This window comes from Mycobacterium sp. PS03-16 (assembly GCF_004570325.1).
GTDB lineage: Bacteria > Actinomycetota > Actinomycetes > Mycobacteriales > Mycobacteriaceae > Mycobacterium.
Window position 1 is genome coordinate 101,179 of the sequence record NZ_SPQO01000012.1, and the last position, 23,614, is coordinate 124,792.

Consider the following 23,614-nt stretch of genomic DNA (forward strand, 5'->3'; position numbering starts at 1 on the left):
GGAGGACACAGAAGTGGCGAAGGCGAAGTTCGAGCGGACGAAGCCGCACGTCAACATCGGGACCATCGGTCACGTTGACCACGGCAAGACCACGCTGACCGCGGCTATCACCAAGGTTCTGCACGACAAGTACCCCGATTTGAACGAGTCGCGTGCATTCGACCAGATCGACAACGCGCCTGAGGAGCGTCAGCGCGGCATCACGATCAACATCTCGCACGTCGAGTACCAGACCGACAAGCGCCACTACGCGCACGTCGACGCCCCGGGCCACGCCGACTACATCAAGAACATGATCACCGGCGCTGCCCAGATGGACGGTGCGATCCTCGTGGTCGCCGCGACCGACGGCCCGATGCCGCAGACCCGCGAGCACGTGCTGCTGGCCCGCCAGGTGGGTGTGCCCTACATCCTCGTCGCGCTGAACAAGGCCGACGCGGTGGACGACGAGGAGCTCATCGAGCTCGTCGAGATGGAGGTCCGCGAGCTGCTGGCCGCCCAGGACTTCGACGAGGATGCCCCGGTCGTGCGCGTCTCGGCGCTCAAGGCGCTCGAGGGCGACGAGAAGTGGGTCAAGTCGGTCGAGGAGCTCATGGAGGCCGTCGACGAGTCGATCCCGGACCCGGTCCGCGACACCGACCGTCCGTTCCTGATGCCCGTCGAGGACGTCTTCACGATCACCGGCCGCGGCACCGTGGTCACCGGTCGTGTCGAGCGCGGCGTGATCAATGTGAACGAGGAAGTCGAGATCGTCGGCATCCGCCCCGGCACCACCAAGACCACGGTCACCGGTGTCGAGATGTTCCGCAAGCTGCTCGACCAGGGCCAGGCCGGCGACAACGTCGGTCTGCTGCTGCGCGGCATCAAGCGTGAGGACGTCGAGCGCGGCCAGGTCGTCGTGAAGCCCGGCACCACCACCCCGCACACCGAGTTCGAGGGCCAGGTCTACATCCTGTCCAAGGACGAGGGTGGCCGCCACACGCCGTTCTTCAACAACTACCGTCCGCAGTTCTACTTCCGGACCACGGACGTGACCGGTGTGGTGACTCTGCCCGAGGGCACCGAGATGGTGATGCCCGGTGACAACACCGACATCTCCGTCAAGCTGATCCAGCCCGTCGCCATGGACGAGGGCCTGCGCTTCGCGATCCGCGAGGGCGGCCGTACCGTCGGCGCCGGCCGCGTCACCAAGATCAACAAGTAAGTTCGATCGCCGAAACGGCGTCCACCCTTCGGGGTGGGCGCCGTTTTCGTATGTCCGCGCGAGTTCTACGTCAGGGTCGTGCTTGGTCGGAGAGGGCAACCCCGGCGTGGAAATCGACGCGGCGGCGGACCCGGGGTAACGCGTTCCTCGCCCGCAGCGATGTTGATGGCAGTGGCCGCGTCGCGGCCGGGAAAGGGTCGGGTTCGTGGTTCGTCGTATCGCTGGTTTGGTGGCCGCTGTCGCACTGGCCGGATCCGCACTCGTCACCGCCGGAGCCGCCGGCGCCCAGCCGAGCTGCCCCGACGTCCACTGGATCGGCGCTGCCGGCTCCGGTGAGCGCGGCGCCGAGGTGGGCACCAACGACGGTATGGGCCGGGTGACCTACCGGTCGCTGCAGGACTTCAGCGCCTACGCCGCCCGGGACGGCCGCACCGTCACCTCCGAGGCGGTCATCTACCCCGCGACACCGGTGCCCGCCGACGACAGCATCCTCGGCTGGGCCGGCTTCATCAGCAGTGTCGACGCCGGCACCGCGGCGCTGGCCAACCAGTATCACGCGTTCGTCGCGCGCTGCCCGGCCAGCAAGGTGGTGCTGGCCGGCTACTCGCAGGGCGCCATGGTGGTGCACCGCAACCTGCAGGCGCTGGCCGCCAGCCCGAACCTCGCCGCCGCGCTGCTGATCGCCGACGGTGACCGGCTGCCCACCGACGCCACCATCAACGTCGGGTCGGTGACGGCCGTCCCCGGCGCGGGCAAGGGCGTCGCCCAGGACTGGCCGATCCTCGCGCACGCGCCCGCGCCGCTACCGCTGGACATCGCCGCCCGCACCGTCAGCGTGTGCGATCTCGGCGACGCGGTCTGCGACTACGACCCCGAGGCCGAGGAGATCACCGCCACCGCAGTGGCCGTGCACACCGGCTACGCCACCTCGCCCGCGGGCGGCTACTCGTGGACCGCACCGCTGTACCAGCTGCTCGGCCCGGCGCCGGTCGCGGGACAGATCTCGGTCGCCGGCGCCTGAGTCGCTCCGGCACCGCCGGGCGCTCGCGCGGGCTACGCTGTGAGCGCCCGCGCGACCGACAGGAGCATGGCCATGTCGACCTTCTGGCGCTACGTCCGCATCCAGCTGTTCGTGTTGCTGTGCGGCATCGTCGGCCCGATCTTCCTGGCCGTCTACTTCATGCTCGGGCCCGACCCGATGATGAAGTGGATGTTCTGGACAGGGCTGCTCATCACGGCCGCCGACGTGCTGATCGCGTTGGCCATCACCAGCTTCGGCGCCCGGTCGGCGGCCAAGACCGCCGAACTCGAGGCCCGCGGAGTGCTGGGGCTGGCGCAGATCACCGGCATCCACGACACCAACACCACGATCAACGAACAGCCGCTGGTCAAACTCGACCTGCACATCACCGGGCCGGGTCTGACGCCGTTCACGACCCAGGACCGAGTGGTGGCCTCGGTGTCGCGGCTGCCGATGATCACCAACCGCAAGCTCGTCGCCCTGGTGGACCCGGCCACCAACTCCTACCAGATCGACTGGGAGCGAAGCGGTCTGATCAGCGGCCTGATGCCCGCCACGTTCACCGTCTCCGAGGACAACCGCACCTACGATCTGACCGGTCAGGCCGGACCACTGCTCGAGATCCTGCAGATCCTCAAAGCGCACGGCATCGGGATGAACAACATGATCGACCTGCGCTCCAATCCGGCTGCCCGCGAACAGGTCCAGCACATCGTGCGCAACGCGGCCGCGCAGCAGCCGATGCCGGCGCCCGCGCCGCCCGCGATGGCGCCCGCCGCGGCGACGACCGCCCCGGCGGAGCCGTCGACCGCGCAGCGGCTGCAGGAACTCGAGACGCTGCGCGCGACCGGCACCATCACCGAGGCCGAGTACACCGCCAAGCGTCAGCAGATCATCGACGCCCTGTAGGCGGCCGGGACGGTTCCTAGAACACGTTCCAGTTCGGCTGTTAGCCTGTCCGCATCGGATCGGAAGGAGCAGCGGTGGCGGCAGATGGTGGCCCGTTGGACGGTCGAGTGGCATTCATCACCGGGGCCGCCCGCGGCCAGGGCCGCGCGCACGCGGTCCGACTGGCGAACGACGGCGCCGACATCATCGCGATCGACATCTGCGGTCCCGTCTCGGACACCGTCACCTACCCGGCGGCCACCTCCGAGGAACTGGCCGAGACGGTGCGCCTGGTCGAGGAGACCGGCCGCAAGGTGCTCGCCCGCGAGGTCGACATCCGCGATCTGGCCGCGCTCGAGCAGGTGGTCGCCGACGGGGTCGAGCAGTTCGGCCGCCTGGACATCGTCGTCGCCAACGCCGGCATCCTGAGCTGGGGGCGCATCTGGGAGATGTCCGAGGAGCAGTGGGAGACCGTCATCGACGTCAACCTCAACGGCACCTGGAAGACCCTCCGTGCGGCTGTCCCCGCTATGATCGAAGCCGGCAACGGCGGGTCGATCGTCATCGTCAGTTCGTCGGCCGGTACCAAGGCCACGCCGGGCAACGCGCACTACGCGGCGTCGAAACACGGCCTGGTGGCGTTGACCAACGCGCTTGCGATCGAGGCGGGCGAGTTCGGCATCCGGGTCAACTCGATTCACCCGTACTCCATCGACACGCCGATGGTGGAGCCCGAGGCGATGATGGAGATCTTCGGCAAGTACCCGGCGTTCCTGCACAGCTTCTCGCCGATGCCCTACAAACCCGTGGCGCACGACGGTAAGCCGGGCCTGCAGGAGTTCATGACGCCCGAAGAGGTGTCGGATGTGGTGGCCTGGTTGGCCGGCGACGGATCGCGGACCATCTCGGGTTCGCAGATCGCCGTCGACCGCGGCACCGCCAAGTACTAGCGCAGCGCCAGCACCTCGGTCAATTGCGCCACTGCCCAGTCGATCTCGTCGGCGGTGACGACGATCGGCGGGGCGAATCGCAGCGTCGACCCGTGGGTGTCCTTCACCAGCACCCCGCGCCCGGCCAGCGCGTGACTGATCTGCTTCCCGGTGCCCAGCGCCGGGTCGATGTCGACGCCGGCCCACAGACCCTTGCCGCGGACGGCCAGCACCCCGCGACCGACCAGCTCGTTGAGCCGGGCGTGCAGGTGCGCGCCGAGTTCGGTTGCCCGACGCTGGTATTCGCCGGTCTGCAGCATCTCCACCACGGTGGCGCCGACGGCCGCGGCCAGTGGGTTCCCGCCGAACGTGGACCCATGCTCACCGGGGTGCAGCACGCCGAGCACGTCTCGGTCGGCCACCACCGCCGACACCGGCACCACCCCGCCGCCGAGCGCCTTGCCGAGCAGATACACATCCGGCACCACATCCCAGTGGTCGCAGGCGAACGTGCGGCCGGTCCGTGCCAGCCCGGACTGGATCTCGTCGGCGATCAGCAGGACGTTGCGCTCGGTGCAGATGCTCCGCACGCGCGGCAGGTAGTCGTCGGGTGGGACGATGATGCCCGCCTCACCCTGGATCGGCTCGAGCAGCACCGCGACGGTGTTCTCGTCGATCACGGCGGCGAGCGCCGCCGCGTCCCCGAACGGCACCGCGCGGAAACCCGGCGTGTACGGGCCGAACCCGCGGCGGGCGGTGTCGTCGTCGGAGAAGCTGATGATCGTGGTGGTGCGGCCGTGGAAATTGTTGCGCGCCACGATGAGGTTGGCCTGACCGGCGGGGACGCCCTTGACGTCGGTGCCCCACTTGCGCGCCACCTTGATACCGCTCTCGACGGCCTCGGCGCCGGTGTTCATCGGCAGCACCATGTCCTTGCCGCACAGCCCGGCCAGCGCACGGCAGAACGGCGCCAGCCGCTCGGAGTGGAATGCGCGGCTCACCAGCGTCACCGCGTCGAGTTGGGCGTGCGCGGCCGCGATCACCTGCGGGTGGCGATGTCCGAAGTTGACCGCGGAGTACGCCGCGAGGCAGTCGAGGTAGCGACGGCCCTCCACGTCGGTGATCCACGCGCCCTCGGCGTGGGCGGCGACCACCGGCAGCGGTGAGTAGTTGTGCGCGACGTGACGATCGTCGTCGGCGATCACCGCGTCGGTCGCGGTCTCGTGGTCCAGAACGGTCACGGATGTACCTCCAGTGTGCAGCATTTGACGGATCCGCCGCCCTTGAGCAGTTCGGACAGGTCGACGCCGACGGGACGGAAGCCGGCCGCCCGCAAGTGCGCGGCGAAGCCGGTGGCCGCCGCGGGCAGCACCACGTGGCGACCGTCGGAAACCGCGTTGAGCCCGAATGCGTACGCGTCGGTGTCGTCCACCTCGATGGCGTGCGGGTACATCTCCCGCAGCCGGGCCAGCGACGCGGCACCGAAGGCCGGCGGGTAGTAGGCCACTGTGGTGTCGTCGAGCACCGCCAACGCGGTGTCGAGGTGATAGAACCGCGGATCGACCAACTCGAGGCTGACCACCGGCATCCCGACGGCCGCGGCGACCTCGTCGTGCGCGCGCCGGTCGGTGCGGAAACCGTAGCCTGCCAACATGATCCGGCCGGCCACCAGGAAGTCGCCCTGACCCTCGTTGACATGGCGGGTGCGCATCGGCCGGTACCCGTGCCGGGTCATCCACTCCGCGTGCGCATCGGCTTCTCCCTCGCGCTGCGGATAGGCGAACCGCGCCACCACCGCCCGTCCGTTGACCAGCACACCGCCGTTGGCGGCGTAGACCATGTCGGGCAGGCCGGCGATCGGTTCGATCACCTCGACGGTGTGACCGAGTTCCTTATAGGTGCGGCGCAGCGTCTCCCACTGATCCAGTGCGCGATGGATGTCGACCGTCGCGGCGGGATCCATCCAGGGATTGATCGCGTAGTCGACGGCGAAGAAGGTGGGCGCCGTCATGACGTAGTGGCGGACACGGGGAATTCTGGCGACCGGGATCGTCATGAATCGACGATATGCAGGCCGGCTGGCGCAATCAATCGCCGAACCTTGCGCGTATATGCTCAGTTTGTTGTGCTGGACCGCCGGAAGCGGCGATGCGTTGCGCAGGAGTGATCATGGAGCGGCTGGACGAGACCGACGAGAAGATCCTGGCCGAGCTGGCCGAGCACGCCCGGGCGACGTTCGCCGAGATCGGGCAGCGGGTGAACCTGTCGGCGCCCGCGGTGAAACGCCGCGTCGACCGCATGCTCGACGACGGCGTCATCAAGGGTTTCACCACCGTGGTCGACCGCAACGCGATCGGCTGGAACACCGAGGCCTACGTGCAGGTCTTCTGCCACGGCACCATTGCGCCCGAGGCGCTGCGGGCGGCCTGGGCGGACATTCCCGAGGTGGTCAGCGCGGCCACGGTGACCGGGACGGCCGACGCGATCCTGCACGTGCTGGCCCGCGACATGCGCCACCTCGAGGAGGCGCTGGAACGCATCCGGGCCAGCGCGGACATCGAACGCAGCGAGAGCATCGTGGTGCTGTCGAACCTGATCGAGCGCGCCCGCGCCTGAGTCGTGGGTCACAGGGGGGCGTACCGATCACGCGGGGGATCGTGTAGAACCACCACGTGAGCACATCTCGTGGCGTCGTCATCGTCGGCGGAGGTCTGGCGGCCGCCCGCACCGCCGAGCAGCTGCGCCGTTCGGAGTACGCGGGGCCGGTCACGATCGTCAGCGACGAGGACCACCTGCCCTACGACCGGCCGCCGCTGTCCAAGGAGGTCCTGCGTAGCGAGACCGATGACGTCACGCTCAAACCGGCCGAGTTCTACCGCGAGAACGACATCACCGTGCTGCTCGGCGCAGGCGCGGCGGCCCTGGACACCGAGACGCAGACGCTGACGCTGACCGACGGCCGCGAGATCGGCTACGACGAGGTGGTGATCGCGACCGGGCTGGTGCCCAAGCGGATCCCGTCGTTCCCCGACCTCGCCGGCATCCACGTCCTGCGCAACTTCGACGAGAGCCTCAAGCTGCGCGAGGAGGCGGGTTCGGCGCGCCGTGCCGTGGTGATCGGCGCCGGGTTCATCGGCTGCGAGGTGGCCGCGAGCCTGCGCAAACTCGGCGTCGACGTCGCGCTGGTGGAACCGCAACCCGCGCCGCTGGCCTCCGTGCTCGGCACCCGGATCGGCGAGCTGGTGGCCCGGCTGCACCGCGCCGAGGGCGTCGATGTGCGCTGCGGGATCGGCGTCGCCGAGGTGAAGGGTCAGGACGCGGTGCGGTCGGTCGTGCTGTCCGACGGCACCGAGGTCGAGGCCGACCTCGTCGTGGTCGGCATCGGGTCGCGCCCGGCCATCGAATGGCTCGAGGGCAGCGGGCTCACGCTGGACAACGGCGTGGTGTGCGATGCGGCGGGTCGCGCCAGTGCACCGCACGTCTGGGCGATCGGCGACGTCGCCTCGTGGCTCGACACCATCGGCAACCAAGTGCGCGTGGAACATTGGAGCAACGTCGCCGACCAGGCGCGGGTGCTGGTGCCGGCGCTGCTCGGCCAGGACGCCGCGCCGGTGGTCTCGGTGCCGTACTTCTGGAGCGACCAGTACGACGTCAAGATCCAGTGCCTGGGTGAACCCGAGGCCGACGACACCGTGCACATCGTCGAGGACGACGGCCGCAAGTTCCTGGCGTTCTACGAGCGCGACGGCGTGGTGGCCGGTGTCGTCGGCGGCGGGATGCCGGGCAAGGTCATGAAGACCCGCGCCAAGATCGCCAACGGCGCCCCCATCGCCGACGTCCTGGGCTAGCGCTTCGGGCGTCGTTGGTTGCGCTGGGCGCTACCAACCACGCCGAAATCACAACTGACCGAGGTAGAAGCGGGTGCCCTGGTCGTCGGTGCACAGCGCCGAGCGCCCGTACGGCTGGCGCGACGGTTCGTCGAGCACCGTGCCGCCGGCCTCGCGGACCCGGGCGACCGCGGCGTCGATGTCGGCGACGGTCCACATCGGCACCGTGACCGCCTGCGCGCTGCCGCCGGCGAACCCCGCCATCGGATGGGTCTGGCGGATCTGCCAGCCGTCGTCGACGTGGCCCGGTTCGTAGGACCAGAACAGGAATCGGCTGTAGAAGGCCTTGAACGCCGCGGAGTCGGGCACCTGATAGGTGAGGTACGAGAGTTCGCCCGGCCCAGCGCCGTTGAGTTCCGGACGCGGTGTCCCCGGTGCCGGGCGGAAGACCGCGAACTCGGTGCCCTCGGGGTCGGTGGCGTCGAGCACCGTGCCGAACTCCAACTCCCGGACCTCGCCCACCGTGCCACCGCCGTCGAGGATCGACCGGCGTGCGCCGTCGAGGTCGGTGACCGCGTAGCAGCAGAGCATGCCCTGCCGGCTCGCGACGCTGAACAGTCCGATGCGTGCCCTGGTGTTGGTGACCTGGCGGGTGGCCGGGTCGTAGGTCCAGCCCAGGACGTGGCCGTAGAACGCGGCGGCGCGGTCGGCGTCGGGAGTCCACACCGACACGTACCCGACGTCACCGTGCTGGATCGGGACGGCGCCGCCGGTGAGCGGACCGGTCAGCATCCAGCGGTGCCCGAACGGGTCGACGATGGTCGCGTTGCGCGAGCCGTGCTCCTCGCGCACGTCGGAGGTCACGCTGGCGCCCTTGGCCCTGGCGCGGGCGAGCACGGCGTCGGTGTCGTCGACCGCGATCATCAGGCTGACCGGAACGGCTTGAGGCTGCGGCGCTCTCACGCCGATCTCGGGATATTCGTCGGCCAGGTAGAAGACGCCGCCGGACAGTGCGAGCTCGGCGTGCCCGATGCGGCCGTCGTCCATCCGGATCGGGTCGCCGACGAGCGAGGCGCCCAGCGCGTCGACGTACCAGGCGATGGCCTCGGCGGCCCGGTCGACGGTGAGGTACGGCAGTGCCGCGCTGCGCGGGACGACCGGCGCCGGCGCGCTTGCGGGCCGGGTCAGTTCGGCGATGGCGGTGTCGGTTCCACTCATGTCCACTCCTTCGGTGTTGACGGGCAGTCGCAGCGCCGCCTCCAGCCGGCCGCGCAACCGTGCGGCGAAGGCCGGGTCGGGCTGCACCGGGAGGTCGGCGCTGTGCAGCGCCCACAGCGGGTCGCGGTCGTCGCTCACGACGCACCTCCTTCCGGGTAGTGCGCGCGAAAGGCGCGGCGGGCCCGCACCAGTAACGCTTCGGTCGCGTGCACCGTGCGGCCGATCAGGTCGGCGCATTCGGGCACCGAGCAGCCGTCCAGATACCGCAGAGTCAGCACGGTGCGGTGCTGTTCGGGCAGCCGGGCCAGCACGCTCTCGGCGACGATCCGGTCCAGCTCGGCGTCCCAGTCGTCGGCGGGCTGCGCCGGTTCGGGCAGTTCCGGGACCGGCACGCTGTGCCGGTCGTGGCGACGGCGGTAGTGGTCGGCCAGTTTGTGCCGCGCCACCCCGACCAGCCACGGCACGCTCAGCGTGGCGGCGGTGCCCCTGCGGGCGGCGTCCATCGCCGCCAGAAAGGTCTCCGACGTCAGGTCCTCGGCGGTTCCGCGGTCCGGACACCGTCTGACGAAATAGCCGTACACCACCGGCAGGGCCTCGTCATACAGCGCCATCAGGGCGCGCGGAGCGTCGTCGCCGTCCGGTTCGGCGCTCACACCCTTATCGTCGCCGCGCGGCGCCCAACTCCGACGCCCGATCGTGAAGCGATTTCGGTGTACTTCGTCGCGCCCACCGCTACGGGCGACACCGAAATCGCTCAAGGCAGGGCGCGCAGGCCGTGGCTGACGGTGTCGAACGCCGCGCCGAGTGCCTGCGCCAACGACACCGACTCGTCGGCCAGCCAGCGCTCGTATGCCGACAGCGCCACCCCGAGCATCGTCCACGCCACGGTCTGCGGCACCAGGTCCTGCGTGTCGGCCCCGAGGCGGCGCGCCACGAACTCCGCCACCACCGTCCGCCACCCGGCGTACATGGTCATCGAATACGCTTGCAGCGCATCGGTCTGCAGGATCACCCGCATACGCTGGCGGTGCCGCGCGGTCTCGTTCTCGTCGAACTCGTTGAACGCCAACAGCGCGGAGCGCAGCGCGTCACCGATCGGCACGTCGGGATCGACCCGGTCGAACAGATCACGCATGTGTCCGAGATGGGCGTCGAAATCGCCCCAGGGGATCGCGTTCTTCGACGCGTAGTACCGGAACAGCGTGCGCCGGGCGATGCCGGCCGCGGCCGCCACGTCGTCGACGCTGACCTCGTCGAAGCCACGGGCCGCGAACAGGTCGAGGGCGACGGCGCTGATGTGGTCACGGGTGGTCGTGCGACGCCGGCCCACCCGGGGCGGGGCCTCCTGCCGCATGAGATCCACCCTTCCATTCTGGCACCCGATGCCATATCGTAAGCGACCTAGGTCACACTTCGAGTGACCCTACGCGACGAAAGGCAGCGCTCATGGAGCCGAATCAGCACGTCACCGACACCGCCGCCGCGGCGACCCCGGACAGCGGCCTGGTCACCGAGAGCCTGGTCGAAGAGGTCTCGATCGACGGGATGTGCGGGGTCTACTGACGGTGACGGCGCCTGTAGGGTTCGACCCCGATGCGTGCTGGCGGCTGCACCACCAGGTGGCGGTGCGGCCCGAGCCGTTCGGGGCGCTGCTGTACCACTTCGGGACCCGCAAGCTGTCGTTCCTGAAGAACCGCACGATCGTCGACGTGGTGAACTCGCTGGCCGAGCACCGCGACGCCCGGTCCGCCTGCCGCGCAGCGGGAATCGACGATGAACAACAGGCGCCCTACCTGCACGCCCTCGGTGTGCTCGCCCAGTCGAAGATGCTCGTCCGCGAGGAGATGCCATGACTCACGTTGTTCCGGCGCCCGCGCCGGTACCCCGGCTCGTCGAGCAGTTCGAATCGGGCCTCGACGCCCCGATCTGCCTGACCTGGGAGCTCACCTACGCCTGCAACCTGGCGTGCGTGCACTGCCTGTCCTCGTCGGGCAAACGCGATCCGCGCGAGCTGTCGACGCAGCAGTGCAAGGACATCATCGACGAGCTCGAGCGCATGCAGGTGTTCTACGTCAACATCGGCGGTGGGGAACCCACTGTGCGGTCGGACTTCTGGGAGCTGGTCGACTACGCGACCGAACACCACGTCGGGGTGAAGTTCTCCACCAACGGCGTGCGCATCACCCCGCAGATCGCCGCCAAACTGGCCGCCAGCGACTACGTCGACGTGCAGATCTCACTCGACGGCGCGACCGCCGAGGTCAACGACGCGGTCCGCGGACCCGGTTCGTTCGCCATGGCCGTCCGCGCGCTGGAGAACCTCGCCGCGGCCGGCTTCGCCGACGCCAAGATCTCGGTCGTCGTCACCCGGCACAACGTCGACCAGCTCGACGACTTCAAGGCGCTGGCGGACCGCTACGGCGCCACCCTGCGCATCACGCGGCTGCGGCCCTCCGGGCGCGGCGCCGACGTGTGGGACGAGCTGCACCCCACCGCCGAGCAGCAGGTGCGGCTCTACGACTGGCTGGTCGCCAAGGGTGAGCGCGTGCTCACCGGCGACTCGTTCTTCCACCTGTCGGGGCTGGGGGAGCCCGGTGCACTGGCCGGGCTGAACCTGTGTGGCGCGGGACGTGTGGTGTGCCTGATCGATCCGGTCGGCGACGTCTACGCCTGCCCGTTCGCCATCCACGAGAAGTTCCTGGCCGGAAACATCCTGACCAGCAACGGATTCCGGGACGTCTGGCAGAACTCCGAGTTGTTCCGCGAGCTGCGTGAGCCGCAGTCGGCGGGCGCGTGCGGCAGCTGCGGCCACTACGACAGCTGTCGCGGCGGGTGCATGGCCGCGAAGTTCTTCACCGGTCTGCCGCTCGACGGGCCGGACCCCGAGTGCGTGCAGGGCTACGGCGCCCCGGCGCTCGAACGCGACCGCGTCAAACCCAAGCCCAGCGGCGACCACTCGCGGGGGACCAAACAGGGCCCCATCCCCCTGAAACTGCTCACCAAGCCGCCCGCCCGGCTGTGCAACGAAAGCCCGGTGTGACCATGGCCCGCGACCAGTGGTTCGAGACCGTCGCCATCGCGCAGGAACGCGCGAAGAAGCGACTGCCCAAGTCCGCATACGGCGCGCTGATCGGCGGCAGCGAGAAGGGGCTGACGGTCAACGGCAACAACGAGGCCTTCAACGATTTGGGTTTCGCGCCACACGTCATCGGTGCGCTGGAAAAGCGTGACCTCGCGACAACGGTCATGGGGCAGGAGATTTCGCTGCCGGTGGTGATCTCACCGACCGGCGTGCAGGCCGTCCACCCCGACGGCGAGGTCGCGGTGGCCCGCGCGGCCGCCGCCCGCGGCACTGCCATGGGTCTGTCGTCGTTCGCCAGCAAGCCCGTCGAAGAGGTCATCGCCGCCAACCCCAAGCTCTTCTTCCAGGTGTACTGGCTGGGGGGCCGCGACGCGATCGCCGCGCGGGTCGAGCGGGCCCGGGCCGCCGGCGCCGTCGGCCTCATCGTCACCACCGACTGGAGCTTCAGCCACGGGCGGGACTGGGGCAGCCCCAAGATCCCCGAGGCGATGGACCTCAAGACCGCGATCCGGATGATGCCGGAGGGGTTGACCAGGCCCCGCTGGCTGCTGCAGTGGGCCAAGACGATGCGGCCGCCGAGCCTCACCGTGCCCAATCAGGCCGGCAAGGGGGAGGCGGGACCGCCGTTCTTCGCGGCCTACGGCGAGTGGATGGGTACCCCGCCACCCACCTGGGAGGACATCGCCTGGCTGCGCGAGCTGTGGGGCGGCCCGTTCATGCTCAAGGGTGTGATCCGCGTGGACGACGCCAAACGGGCGGTCGACGCGGGGGTTTCGGCCATCTCGGTGTCCAATCACGGTGGCAACAACCTCGACGGCACGCCGGCGTCGATCCGGGCGCTGCCCGCCATCGCCGACGCCGTGGGCGACCAGGTCGAGGTGCTGCTGGACGGCGGCGTGCGACGCGGCAGCGACGTCGTCAAAGCGCTCGCGCTGGGCGCGCGCGCGGTGATGATCGGACGCGCCTACCTGTGGGGCCTGGCCGCCAACGGTCAGGCCGGTGTGGAGAACGTGCTGGACATCCTGCGCGGCGGCATCGACTCCGCGCTGATGGGCCTGGGCCGGGCCTCGGTGCATGATCTCGGTCCCGGCGACGTGCTGATGCCACCCGGGTTCACCCGGGCACTCGGCGTGCCGCCGGAACCCGGCGCCTGAGAGGCGGCTGAGGACCGCGCGATTGCCTGTGACTCGCGTGGCAGACGGTGCTGGCGTGCCGCCCGTGCCCACCCCCGACGTCGCGCCAGGGAAAAGAACTCCGGCCGCATCACCAACAATTGGCGCACACCAGGTGAATTCGGCTTACCATCGCGGGGTGGCTTCTCCCAGCGAGCTTGGGAACTCGACGTCGAGGCAGCTGCACGGCATATCGGCGGCGGTGATCGTTCCCGTAGGTTCCACCGAGCAGCATGGACCCCACCTGCCGCTGGACACCGACACCCGCATCGCCACCGCGGTCGCCCGCGCCGTCGCACCGCTGGTGAAAGAGCCTGGTGAGCAGCGCTGGTACGTCGCGCCGGCCGTCGCCTACGGCGCCAGCGGGGAACACGAGAGCTTCCCCGGCACCGTCTCCATCGGGACCGCGGCGCTGCGGTCGCTGCTGGTCGAGTACGGCCGGTCGGCCATGCACTGGGCGTCGCGCCTGGTGTTCGTCAACGGACACGGCGGCAACATCGAGGCATTGGCGGCGGCCAGCGCGCTGCTGCGTCACGAGGGCCGCGACGCCGCATGGGCTCCATGCATCGTCAAAGAGTCCGACGCCCACGCGGGGCACACCGAAACGTCCGTACTGCTGCACATCTCGCCCGGCGACGTGCACACCGATCAATGGCAGGCCGGGAACACCGCACCGCTGCGCGAACTGCTGCCCGGGCTGCGCCGGGGCGGGGTCGCGGCGGTCAGCGAGGTGGGGGTGCTCGGGGACCCGACCACGGCGACCGAGGCGGACGGGGCCCGGTTGTTCGCCGAGATGGTCCACGGCTGTGCCGCCAGGATCGCGCGCTGGACGCCCGACCGTGATGGGATGCTCAGGTGACCGGCCCGCGCCTTCCCGACGGCTTCGCCGTTCAGGTCGACCGCCGGGTGAAGATCCTCGGCGAGGGCGCGGCGCTGCTCGGTGGGTCACCCACCCGGCTGCTGCGGCTGGCGCCCGCCGCGCAGACCATGCTGCACGGTGGCCGCCTCGAGGTGTGCGATGCGCAGAGCGCGCAACTGGCCCGCACACTGCTCGATGCGACCGTGGCGCACCCGCGGCCGGCCAGCGGCCCGTCCCACCGCGACGTCACCGTCGTGATCCCGGTGCGCGACAATCCATCTGGGCTGCAACGCCTGGTGTCGGCGCTGCGCGGCCTCCGGGTGATCATCGTCGACGACGGGTCCTCGGACCCGGTGGACCCGGCCGGCTTCGGCGGGGTGCACTGCGACCTTCGGGTGATCCGCCACGAGCACAGCATGGGCCCCGCGGCCGCCCGCAACACCGGCGCCGCGGCCGCCGACACCGACTTCGTCGCCTTCCTCGACTCCGACGTCGTCCCTCGGCGCGGCTGGCTCGAGGCGTTGCTCGGCCACTTCTGCGACCCCGCGGTGGCGCTGGTGGCCCCACGCATCGTCGGGATGGGCAGTCAGGACAACCCGGTGGCGCGTTACGAGGCGGTGCGTTCGTCACTCGACCTCGGTCAGCGCGAGGCGCCGGTGCTGCCGTACAGCCCGGTGTCCTACGTGCCGAGCGCGGCGATCATCTGCCGGCGCCGCGCACTCGAGGAGGTCGGTGGCTTCGACGAGTCGATGCGCTCGGGCGAGGACGTCGACCTGTGCTGGCGTCTGGTGGAGGCGGGTGCCCGCCTACGGTATGAGCCCATCGCGCTGGTCGCCCACGAACACCGCACCCAGCTGCGTGAGTGGTTTCTCCGCAAGGCCTTCTACGGTGAGTCGGCGGCGCCGCTGTCGGTGCGTCACCCCGGTAAGACGGCACCGCTGGTGATCTCCGGGTGGATGCTGGGCGCCTGGTTGCTGATGGCGATGGGTAACGGCATCGGATATCTGGCGTCGATGCTCGTCGCGGGGTTCACCGCACGACGGGTGGCCAACACGCTGGGATCGGTTGAGAAGCAACGCGCGCAGGTCGCGGCCATCACCGCACGGGGCCTGTGGTCGGCCGCCCTGCAGCTCGCGTCCGCGATCTGCCGTCACTACTGGCCTCTGGCGCTGCTGGCCGCCGTGGTGTCCCGGCGGTGCAGGCAGACCGTGCTGGTGGCCGCCGTCGTCGACGGCGTGGCCGACTGGATGGCGCGGCACGGCACCACCGATGACGACACCAAACAGGTCGGGTTCTTCACCTACCTGCTGCTGCGGCGCCTCGACGACATCGCCTACGGCCTCGGGCTGTGGACGGGGGTGGTGCGCGAACGCCATTTCGGAGCACTCAAACCCCAGATCCGAGCATAAACCCGCGTGCACAGCGACGTGCTGATCGTCGGTGCCGGAAGCGCCGGATCGGTGTTGGCCGAACGACTCTCCGCCGACCCGTCATGCCACGTCCGGCTGCTCGAGCGGGGACCGGCCCCGTCCGATCCGCGGGTGGCCCGCCAGATCAGCGACGGTGTGCGGCTGCCCATCGGCGCCGCGAGTTCTGTGGTGCGGCACTATCCGACGACGCTCACCGACGCGCCGCCCCGCCGTACGTACATCATGCGCGGTGCGGTGGTCGGCGGCTCCGGTGCGGTCAACGGCGGCTATTTCTGCCGAGGGCTGCCCGCCGATTTCGACCGCTGGGGACTGCCCGGCTGGACGTGGCCCGAGGTGCTGCCGCATTTCCGCGCCATCGAGACCGACCTCGACTTCGCCGGTCCGCTGCACGGCGACCGAGGGCCGATCACGGTGCGCCGCGTCCGCGAATTCGACGGCTGTACCGCCTCCTTCATCACCGCCGCGCGTGCCGCCGGTCACCCGTGGGTGCCCGACCTCAGCGGCGCCGACGCGACCGGCCCGGAGCTGACCGGGGTAGGTGCCGTACCGCTCAACATCGACAGCGGAACCCGGCTGGGCCCCGGTGGGGCCTTCCTGCAGCCGGCGCTGAGTCGACCCAATCTCGACGTACTCGCCGACACCCGCGCCACCAGGGTGCAGATCTCCGGCGGCCGCGCGGTCGCGGTGGACTGCTCCGGGCCCACGGGTGCCTTCACCGCGGTCGCGGACCGTGTCGTCTTGTGTTGCGGCGCAATCGGAACCGCGAAACTGCTCATGCTGTCCGGCGTCGGTCCGGCGAGGATGTTGCGCCAGTGTGGGATCGAGGTACTGGCGGATCTACCCGTCGGCGCATCGACCACCGACCATCCGGAGTGGGTGATTCCGATGGGCTGGACGCCCACCCACGATCTGCCGCCGATCGAGGCGGTGCTCACCACCGCCGACGGACTCGAAATCCGGCCGTACACAGCGGGGTTCGATGCGATGGTGCACGGTCCCGGCGATGATCCGAGCGACCATCCGCACATCGGGGTGGCGCTGATGCGCCCCCGCTCGCGCGGCCGGGTGACGCTGGCCTCGGCCGACCCGCTCGCGCCACCGGTGATCGAGCACCGTTACGACAGCGAGCCGGCCGACGTGGCCGACCTCACCGTCGGTGCCGCGCTGGCCCGCGACATCGTTTCGGGGGCAGTGAGTTTCGGTGATCCGGTCTGGTCGACCTCGCAGCATCTCGCGGGCACGGCGCCGATGGGTGATGACGGCGATCCGCACGCGGTACTCGACTCCCGCTGCCGGGTGCGCGGCATCGACGGTCTGTGGGTGGTCGACGGTTCCATCATGCCGTCGCTCACCAGCCGCGGTCCGCACGCCACGATCGCGATGATCGGCCACCGCGCCGCCGAGTTCGTCGGCTAACGCCGGGCGCGCACCCGCCGGGCGCGGGGCACCGCCCGCCAGCGCCGCAGCGTGCGCCACTGCCCGCCGTCGCGGCCCGGCGACCACACCGCGGCCACGACCGAGGCCACCACGAGCAGCACCGCGAGCACCGTCATCGACACGTCCATCGCCGACAGGAAGGCCTGCTGCGCCTCGGCGGCCAGCGCGGCGCCGGCGGGCCCGGACCGTTCGGCCACCTCGAGCGCCTGGGCCAGGGAGTCCAGGGCGGGTCCGCGGGCGGCCTCGGGGAAGGCGTCGAGCACCGGGCGCAGCAGGTGTTCGTACTGGGCAGCCAGCACGGAACCGGCCGCGGCGATGCCCAGCGCGGCACCCACCTCTCGGGTGGCGTCGTTCACCGCCGACGCCACGCCCTGCTTGTCATCGGGGACCGCGCCCATGATCGCCGAAGTCGTTGGGGCGGTGGTCAACCCGATGCCGGCGCTGATGATCAACAGCGGCCACGCGAGGTCGAGGTACGGCGAGTCGACGGCGAGCACGCGCATGCACACCAGGCCGGTCGCGATCAGGAGGAGTCCACCCACCACGGCGATCCGCAGCCCGATCCTCGGCAGCCACAGGTGCGTGCTCGCGCCGAGCACGAGCACCGGGATCGCGAGCGGCACCAGCGCGAACGCGGTCTGCAGCGGGCTGTAGTCGAGCACCAGCTGCAGGTACTGCATGACGACGAAGAAGAACCCGAAGTTCGCCGCGAACAGGACCGTGATGCCCAGCGCCCCGGTCGCGAAATCGGCGCGCTGGAACAGCCGGATGTCGAGCAGGGGATGTGTGCGGCGCAGCTGGGTGATCGCGAACACCACGGACAGCGTCAGCCCGCCGGCCATCGCCCCCCACACCAGCGGGTCGAGCCACCCGCGGGCGGGGGCCTCGATGACGCCGAAGACGAACACCGCGATGGCCGCGGCGATCAGCACCCCGCCGAACCAGTCGACCGGCGTCCGCCTCTCGTCGGACGACGAGCGGATCGTACACGTCAGCACGAACAGCACGACACTCGCCGCGGTGAACGCCCAGAACACCGACTGCCATTCGAAGAAATGCAGGAGCGTGCCGGTGCCGAGGAAGCCGAACACCGCACCGGAGCCGGCGACGCCCGCCCAGATCCCGACGGCCTTGTTGCGTTCGGACTTCGGGAACGCCGCGGTCAGCAGCGACAGCGTGGCCGGCATGATGAACGCCGCCCCCGCGCCGGCGACCGCCCGGGCGACGATGATCTGCAACGGGCTGTCGAAGACCACCGGAGCCAGCGAGGCCAGCGCGAAGATCGCCAGTCCGGCGAGGAGGGCGCCCCGCCTGCCGTAACGGTCGCCGATCGCGCCCGCGGGCAGCAGCAGACAGGCCAGCACCAGCGTGTAGCCGTCGACCACCCAGGTCAGCTGGGTCTGGGTGGCCGAGGTCTGCAGGGCGATGTCCGGCAGTGCGGCGTTGAGCGCCACCATCGACGCGATGACCATCAGCACGTCGAGGCAGGCGACCACGAGCAGCCACGTGCGGGCGCGGGTGCTCATAGCACGAAGCGACGGGTCGGTGGGTTGATCGGGCCGGGCGAGCGTGTCGACCATGCGCCCTCTCCTCATCTTCGGTAATAGCCTCGGGACCTCACTTTTGAGACTATAGGTCTCACAGCAAGACGAAGCGTCTAGTTACCCGGGTGGGGGATGATGTAAACGATGTCCGATGCCACCGGTGACCCGCGCCCGGCCCGCTCGCGGGCCCGCCTCCTCGAGGCGGCGACGGCGTTGCTGCGGTCCGGCGGGCCCAGCGCGGTGACCGTCGACGCGGTCACCCGCACCTCGAACGTCGCCCGGGCAACGCTCTACCGCCACTTCAGCAGCGCCAACGATCTGCTCGCCGCCGCCTTCATGAGCCTGCTGCAGCCGGCGCCGATGCCGCCGGCCGAGGGTTCGCTGCGCGATCAGCTGATCGCCGTGGTCGACGGGTGGGCGGACGCGATCTCCGAGGTGCCGACCACGCTCGCGGCGATGACGTGGCTGGCGTCGGGACCCGACCTCGGCCCCTGGGCCGAGGTCCGCGACGCCGACGCCACCGGCGCGGTGGGGTCATTGCGGGAGCGGATCCTGCAGCTGTACTCGGCGCCGTTCGACGCGATCTTCGACGGCCCGCAGGCCGCCGGCCTCGACCTCGCCGAGGTGGACCGCATCCAGGCCATCGCGCTGCTCATCGGCCCGCTGATTCTCGGAAGGCTCAGTACGCTGGCCGATTTCGACTACCACGCCTGCGCGGAGGCGGCGGTGGACGGCTTCCTGGCCACCCACACCGCCACCCACGACGGCGGTGACGTCAGCGCACGGAGTACCGGATCGGCAGGTGTTTGAGCCCGCCGACGAACGTCGTCGCCGTCAGCTCGGGCTCGCCGGCGAGCTCGATGTGCTCGAGCCGCGGCAGTAGTTCGGTGAACAGGCTGTTCATCTCCATGCGGGCCAGCGCGGCGCCGAGGCAGAAGTGCACGCCGTAGCCGAACGAGACGTGCTTGTTCGGATCGCGGCCGACGTCGAAGCGGAACGGCTCGTCGAACACCTCCTCGTCGCGGTTGCCCGAGACGTAGGCGAGGTAGACCGATTCCCCCTTGGCGATCGGGACGCCGCGGATCTCGGTGTCCTCGGCGGCCGTGCGCATGAACTCCTTGACCGGCGTCGACCAGCGGATCATCTCCTCGACCGCGGTGCCCATCAGCCCTGGATCGTCCTTGAGCCGCTGCATCTCGCCCGGGTTCTCGATCAGCGCCAGCAGGCCGCCGGAGATCGCGTCCTTGGTGGTGTCGTGCCCGGCGCTGGCCACGATCACGTAGTACGACGCGGTGTCCATGTCGTTCAACGGTTCCCCGTCGATGCGGCCGTTGGCGATCGCTGAGGCCAGATCGTCGGTCGGCTGTGCGCGCCGCGATGCGGTCAGGGTCGCGAAGTAGTTGAAGAAGTCGGCCAGCACCGCGAGCATGTCCTCGGGCGTCTTGCCGCGCTGGAACTCTTCGTCGTCGCCACCGAACATCTCCTGGGTGAGCATGTGCATGCGGCCGTAGTCCTCTTCCGGCAGCCCGAGCAGCGACATGATCACGTACAGCGGGAACTGCACGGCGATGTCGGTGACGAAGTCGCACTCCGGCCCGATGTCGCGCATCCGGTCGACGTAGCGCTTGGCCAGTTCGTCGACCCGCACCTTGAGCGCGCGCATCGCCTTGGGCCGGAACCAGTCGGCGCCGATCGCGCGCACCTTGCGGTGGTGCGGATCGTCCATGTGGATCAGCGTGCGCAGGCCGATACCCGCTTCCAGCTGCGCCTTGAGCACGTCGTCGGCCTCCGCAGTGGCCAGCAGCGGCCGCGGCTCGGACAGGAACAGGTCGTTGGCCCGCTCGATCGCCATGATGTCGGCGTGTTTGGTGATCGCCCAGAACGGCCGGTACGGCGGCTGGTCCACCCAGGCGACCGGGTTCTCGGCCCGCAGGTGTGCCAGCGCCGCGTGCAGTCGCCGGTCGTCGGCGTAGGCGGTCGGGTCGGCCAGCACCTTGGCGGCGTCATCCATCGTCGGTGTGCTCATGCCGTCCTCCTTCGTGCTGTTTGACGGCTGTCAATAAGTCAGCTTATGTGATCGGGACCACGTCTGTGAACCGTATGCCGAGATCCGGACCGGCCGCGCTTCGTTAGGCTGACTCACTGTGCGATTCGTGCCCGCCCTCGGCTGGGCGCTTCTGATGGTCCTACTGGCGGCGTGCGCACAGCCTCAACCCCCGGGCACGCCGGCCGACGCCGCGGCGAGCGGCGAGCCCGCGGTGGTCCAGACCGCAGCGGGCGCGCTGCGCGGCGTCCTCGCAGACGATCACCGGCTGTTCGCCGGGATCCCGTACGCCGCCCCGCCGGTCGGGCCGCTGCGCTGGCGGCCCCCGGAGCCGGCACCCGGGTGGGCGGGGGAGCGGCCTGCGACCAGGCCGGGGCCGCGGTGTCTGCAGAATCCGTCCGGCGACCTCGAGATGGGGCGCATGACCGACGAGGACTGCCTGTCGCTCAACGTCTGGACCCCGCCGGTGTCCGACGAGAAGCGGCCCGTGATGGTGTGGATCCACGGCGGCGCCTTCGTCAACGGCAGCGGTGGGATCTACGACGCCCGCCGGCTCGCCGCGCGCGGCGACATGGTCGTAGTCACCGTCAACTACCGGCTGGGCACCATGGGTTTCCTCGCGCACCCGGCGCTGGGTGCGGGCGGCGACGTCGGCAATTATGGGTTGGCCGATCAGCAGGCGGCGCTGCGCTGGGTGCGCGACAACATCGCCGACTTCGGCGGTGACCCGGCCCGGGTCACCATCGCCGGTGAGTCCGCGGGCGGCATGTCGGTGTGCGACCACCTCGTCGCCCCCGGGTCGGCCGGGCTGTTCCGGGCGGCGATCATCCAGAGTGCGCCGTGCCAGGAACAGGCGGACCTGGCCGTGGCCCAGCAGCGCAGCGTCGAGTACGCCGCCGCGGTGGGCTGTCCGGATCCGGTCACCGCCGCCGCCTGCCTACGTGCCCTGCCCGCCGACAAACTGCGCAAACCCGTCGTCTACGTGGGCATCGGCGCCGACGAGCTGACCGGTCCGGTCACCGGCACCACCGCGCTGCCCGTCGACCCGATGCGCGTGATCGCCGAGGGCCGCGCCGCGCGCGTGCCCGTGCTGATCGGCGCCAACCGCGACGAGTTCACGCTGTTCGTCGCCATGCGCCACCTGCAGCAGGCCGACAGCTACACCGCCGAGCGGTACCCGCAGCTGCTGGTGGAGACGTTCGGGCCCGACGCCGCGGCGGTCGGCGCCCACTATCCGCTCGAGCGGTACAGCAGCGTTGCGCTGGCGTACTCGGCCGCGGTCACCGACGGCGCCTTCTCCTGCATCGCCGACCGCCTGGCCGGCGAGCTCAACCGCGACGAACCCGTCTACGCCTACGAGTTCAACGATCCGCAGGCGCCCGCACCGCCGCCGCTGCGCACGGTGCCGTTCCCGGTGGGCGCGAGCCACTCGCTGGAACTGCGCTACCTGTTCGACGTCGGTGACGCGCCGCCGCTGTCCCCCGAGCAGCGGGCGCTGTCCGACCAGATGATCGACTACTGGAGTTCCTTCGTGGCAGACGGTGCGCCGTCGGCGCCGCAGGGACCGGACTGGCCCCGGTTCGGCGAGGACACCTACCTGTCCCTCGAGCCGACCGGCAGCCGGGTGGTGACCAGCTTCGACGAGGACCACCAGTGCGCATTCTGGGCGGGTCTGAGAGACTGAGGCCACCTGCCCGCCGCGGCCGCCCGGAGCTGTGGCCAGGGATTTGGCTGACGGCGGGGTCGTCAGGCATACTGTTCGGGTTGCCCAGAGCCGGGTTCGCACCTGGCAGGGGCATACGACCGGCGCCCATACGGGCGCATCGGTCCCGAATTCGAGCGTGACGGTTTTCCGCCGCGGTCGAGTGCGTGTAGGGCGACACACCCGACCGCGGGGACCGGTGAACCACAGACAGGTAAACAGCGGCGGCAAGAGCGTGGGTCCTCCCATGCGGCCACAAGCAGGAGTGAGGTAGGAAAAGCGTGGCGGGACAAAAGATCCGCATCAGGCTCAAGGCCTACGACCACGAGGCGATCGACGCCTCGGCGCGCAAGATCGTGGAGACGGTCACCCGTACCGGTGCCAGCGTCGTGGGTCCGGTGCCGCTGCCGACCGAGAAGAACGTGTACTGCGTCATCCGCTCCCCGCACAAGTACAAGGACTCGCGGGAGCACTTCGAGATGCGCACGCACAAGCGGTTGATCGACATCCTCGACCCCACGCCGAAGACCGTTGACGCTCTCATGCGCATCGATCTGCCGGCGAGCGTCGACGTCAACATCCAGTAGGAGAGCTTCGAGAAATGGCACGTAAAGGCATTCTGGGCACGAAGCTGGGTATGACGCAGGTATTCGACGAGAACAACCGCGTCGTGCCGGTGACGGTCGTCAAGGCCGGACCCAACGTCGTGACCCGCATCCGCACCACGGAGCGTGACGGCTACAGCGCCGTGCAGCTGGCGTACGGCGAGATCAGCCCCCGCAAGGTGAACAAGCCGGTGACCGGTCAGTTCTCCGCCGCGGGCGTCAACCCGCGCCGCCACCTCGCCGAGCTGCGCCTCGACGACGAGTCGGCCGCCGCCGAGTACGAGGTCGGCCAGGAGCTGACGGCGGACGTGTTCGCCGAAGGCGCCTACGTCGACGTGACCGGCACCAGCAAGGGCAAGGGCTTCGCGGGCACCATGAAGCGCCACGGCTTCCGCGGCCAGGGCGCCGCGCACGGCGCGCAGGCGGTGCACCGCCGTCCCGGTTCGATCGGTGGCTGCGCCACCCCCGGCCGCGTGTTCAAGGGCACGCGCATGTCGGGCCGGATGGGCAGCGACCGCGTGACCACGCAGAACCTGCTGGTGCACAAGGTCGATGCCGCCAACGGCGTCCTGCTCATCAAGGGCGCGATCCCCGGCCGCAACGGTGGACTCGTGATGGTCCGCAGCGCAATCAAGCGAGGCGAGAAGTAGAC

At 70.1% G+C, this 23,614-nt stretch carries 24 protein-coding genes; 17 read left to right on the top strand and 7 right to left on the bottom strand.

The window, feature by feature from the left end; genetic code table 11:
• Positions 1 to 13: 13 nt before the first annotated feature.
• The 4 genes from tuf (at position 14) to E4P42_RS12790 (ending at position 4,063) form a co-directional block, all read left to right on the top strand.
• Entirely contained in the window at positions 14 to 1,204 is a 1,191-nt protein-coding gene (gene tuf / locus E4P42_RS12775) for an elongation factor Tu (RefSeq protein ID WP_135126430.1), read from the top strand.
• A 229-nt stretch (positions 1,205 to 1,433) separates the two neighbouring features.
• Positions 1,434 to 2,225 carry a cutinase family protein gene (locus E4P42_RS12780; protein ID WP_245234002.1) on the top strand — a complete coding sequence of 264 codons (792 nt, stop codon included), beginning with the start codon at positions 1,434 to 1,436 and terminating at the stop codon, positions 2,223 to 2,225.
• Positions 2,226 to 2,297: 72 nt separating this feature from the next.
• Positions 2,298 to 3,134 (top strand): SHOCT domain-containing protein, encoded by an 837-nt coding sequence (locus tag E4P42_RS12785; RefSeq protein WP_135126432.1) that lies wholly within the window; start codon positions 2,298 to 2,300, stop codon positions 3,132 to 3,134.
• 74 nt (positions 3,135 to 3,208) lie between these two features.
• Positions 3,209 to 4,063, top strand: coding sequence for a mycofactocin-coupled SDR family oxidoreductase (locus E4P42_RS12790; RefSeq protein WP_209305763.1), 855 nt, complete (start codon positions 3,209 to 3,211; stop codon positions 4,061 to 4,063).
• Here E4P42_RS12790 and rocD read toward each other — a convergent pair.
• Positions 4,060 to 5,307 (bottom strand): ornithine--oxo-acid transaminase, encoded by a 1,248-nt coding sequence (gene rocD / locus E4P42_RS12795; protein ID WP_135126433.1) that lies wholly within the window; start codon positions 5,305 to 5,307, stop codon positions 4,060 to 4,062. The two genes, E4P42_RS12790 and rocD, sit on opposite strands and share 4 nt — an antisense overlap.
• Positions 5,280 to 6,098 (bottom strand): dimethylargininase, encoded by an 819-nt coding sequence (gene ddaH / locus E4P42_RS12800; protein WP_135126434.1) that lies wholly within the window; start codon positions 6,096 to 6,098, stop codon positions 5,280 to 5,282. Before ddaH ends, rocD begins: the two co-directional genes overlap by 28 nt.
• A gap of 113 nt (positions 6,099 to 6,211) precedes the next feature.
• Between ddaH and E4P42_RS12805 the strand changes: the two genes are divergently transcribed.
• Positions 6,212 to 6,658 carry an Lrp/AsnC family transcriptional regulator gene (locus E4P42_RS12805; RefSeq protein WP_135126435.1) on the top strand — a complete coding sequence of 149 codons (447 nt, stop codon included), beginning with the start codon at positions 6,212 to 6,214 and terminating at the stop codon, positions 6,656 to 6,658.
• 56 nt (positions 6,659 to 6,714) lie between these two features.
• On the top strand, positions 6,715 to 7,890 hold the full coding sequence (locus E4P42_RS12810) for an NAD(P)/FAD-dependent oxidoreductase (protein WP_135126436.1): 1,176 nt from the start codon (positions 6,715 to 6,717) through the stop codon (positions 7,888 to 7,890).
• Between the two features lie 48 nt (positions 7,891 to 7,938).
• On the opposite strand, the gene E4P42_RS12815 is transcribed toward E4P42_RS12810, so the two are convergent.
• The 3 genes from E4P42_RS12815 to mftR all read right to left on the bottom strand — a co-directional run bounded on the left by E4P42_RS12815 (position 7,939) and on the right by mftR (position 10,441).
• Positions 7,939 to 9,225 (bottom strand): VOC family protein, encoded by a 1,287-nt coding sequence (locus E4P42_RS12815; RefSeq protein ID WP_135126437.1) that lies wholly within the window; start codon positions 9,223 to 9,225, stop codon positions 7,939 to 7,941.
• Positions 9,222 to 9,740, bottom strand: coding sequence for an RNA polymerase sigma factor (locus tag E4P42_RS12820; RefSeq protein WP_135126438.1), 519 nt, complete (start codon positions 9,738 to 9,740; stop codon positions 9,222 to 9,224). The genes E4P42_RS12815 and E4P42_RS12820 overlap by 4 nt, the downstream gene beginning before the upstream one ends.
• A gap of 101 nt (positions 9,741 to 9,841) precedes the next feature.
• A complete protein-coding gene (mftR, locus tag E4P42_RS12825) occupies positions 9,842 to 10,441 on the bottom strand; it encodes a mycofactocin system transcriptional regulator (RefSeq protein WP_135126439.1) in 600 nt (199 codons plus the stop codon).
• A 92-nt stretch (positions 10,442 to 10,533) separates the two neighbouring features.
• On the opposite strand from mftR, the gene mftA reads away from it, so the two are divergent.
• From mftA to mftG, 7 genes are all read left to right on the top strand, one after another.
• Entirely contained in the window at positions 10,534 to 10,650 is a 117-nt protein-coding gene (gene mftA / locus E4P42_RS12830) for a mycofactocin precursor MftA (RefSeq protein ID WP_135126440.1), read from the top strand.
• Positions 10,635 to 10,940 (top strand): mycofactocin biosynthesis chaperone MftB, encoded by a 306-nt coding sequence (mftB, locus tag E4P42_RS12835; protein ID WP_209305764.1) that lies wholly within the window; start codon positions 10,635 to 10,637, stop codon positions 10,938 to 10,940. The genes mftA and mftB overlap by 16 nt, the downstream gene beginning before the upstream one ends.
• The gene (gene mftC / locus E4P42_RS12840) at positions 10,937 to 12,127 is read left to right on the top strand and encodes a mycofactocin radical SAM maturase (RefSeq protein ID WP_135126442.1); all 1,191 of its coding nucleotides are present in this window, start codon (positions 10,937 to 10,939) and stop codon (positions 12,125 to 12,127) included. The genes mftB and mftC overlap by 4 nt, the downstream gene beginning before the upstream one ends.
• A 2-nt stretch (positions 12,128 to 12,129) precedes the next feature.
• A complete protein-coding gene (gene mftD, locus E4P42_RS12845) occupies positions 12,130 to 13,323 on the top strand; it encodes a pre-mycofactocin synthase MftD (RefSeq protein WP_135126443.1) in 1,194 nt (397 codons plus the stop codon).
• Between the two features lie 133 nt (positions 13,324 to 13,456).
• Complete coding sequence (mftE, locus tag E4P42_RS12850; protein ID WP_135126444.1) at positions 13,457 to 14,200, top strand: mycofactocin biosynthesis peptidyl-dipeptidase MftE; 744 nt, start codon at positions 13,457 to 13,459, stop codon at positions 14,198 to 14,200.
• Positions 14,197 to 15,609, top strand: a complete 1,413-nt coding sequence (gene mftF / locus E4P42_RS12855) for a mycofactocin biosynthesis glycosyltransferase MftF (RefSeq protein ID WP_135126445.1) — start codon at positions 14,197 to 14,199, stop codon at positions 15,607 to 15,609. Before mftE ends, mftF begins: the two co-directional genes overlap by 4 nt.
• Positions 15,610 to 15,615: 6 nt before the next feature.
• Positions 15,616 to 17,046 carry a mycofactocin system GMC family oxidoreductase MftG gene (mftG, locus tag E4P42_RS12860; protein ID WP_135126446.1) on the top strand — a complete coding sequence of 477 codons (1,431 nt, stop codon included), beginning with the start codon at positions 15,616 to 15,618 and terminating at the stop codon, positions 17,044 to 17,046.
• Here the strand turns inward: mftG and E4P42_RS12865 are convergent.
• Positions 17,043 to 18,647, bottom strand: coding sequence for an MFS transporter (locus E4P42_RS12865; RefSeq protein WP_135126447.1), 1,605 nt, complete (start codon positions 18,645 to 18,647; stop codon positions 17,043 to 17,045). The two genes, mftG and E4P42_RS12865, sit on opposite strands and share 4 nt — an antisense overlap.
• Positions 18,648 to 18,755: 108 nt before the next feature.
• Here E4P42_RS12865 and E4P42_RS12870 point away from each other — a divergent pair, with 108 nt between their 5' ends.
• A complete protein-coding gene (locus tag E4P42_RS12870; protein WP_135126448.1) occupies positions 18,756 to 19,421 on the top strand; it encodes a TetR/AcrR family transcriptional regulator in 666 nt (221 codons plus the stop codon).
• Here E4P42_RS12870 and E4P42_RS12875 read toward each other — a convergent pair.
• Positions 19,387 to 20,637 (bottom strand): cytochrome P450, encoded by a 1,251-nt coding sequence (locus tag E4P42_RS12875; protein WP_135126449.1) that lies wholly within the window; start codon positions 20,635 to 20,637, stop codon positions 19,387 to 19,389. The genes E4P42_RS12870 and E4P42_RS12875 overlap by 35 nt on opposite strands.
• A 154-nt stretch (positions 20,638 to 20,791) precedes the next feature.
• Here E4P42_RS12875 and E4P42_RS12880 point away from each other — a divergent pair, with 154 nt between their 5' ends.
• The 3 genes from E4P42_RS12880 (at position 20,792) to rplC (ending at position 23,612) form a co-directional block, all read left to right on the top strand.
• Complete coding sequence (locus E4P42_RS12880; protein WP_135126487.1) at positions 20,792 to 22,339, top strand: carboxylesterase/lipase family protein; 1,548 nt, start codon at positions 20,792 to 20,794, stop codon at positions 22,337 to 22,339.
• Between the two features lie 299 nt (positions 22,340 to 22,638).
• Positions 22,639 to 22,944, top strand: coding sequence for a 30S ribosomal protein S10 (gene rpsJ, locus E4P42_RS12885; protein WP_003883485.1), 306 nt, complete (start codon positions 22,639 to 22,641; stop codon positions 22,942 to 22,944).
• Between the two features lie 14 nt (positions 22,945 to 22,958).
• Positions 22,959 to 23,612, top strand: coding sequence for a 50S ribosomal protein L3 (gene rplC / locus E4P42_RS12890; protein WP_135126450.1), 654 nt, complete (start codon positions 22,959 to 22,961; stop codon positions 23,610 to 23,612).
• Positions 23,613 to 23,614 lie beyond the last annotated feature (2 nt).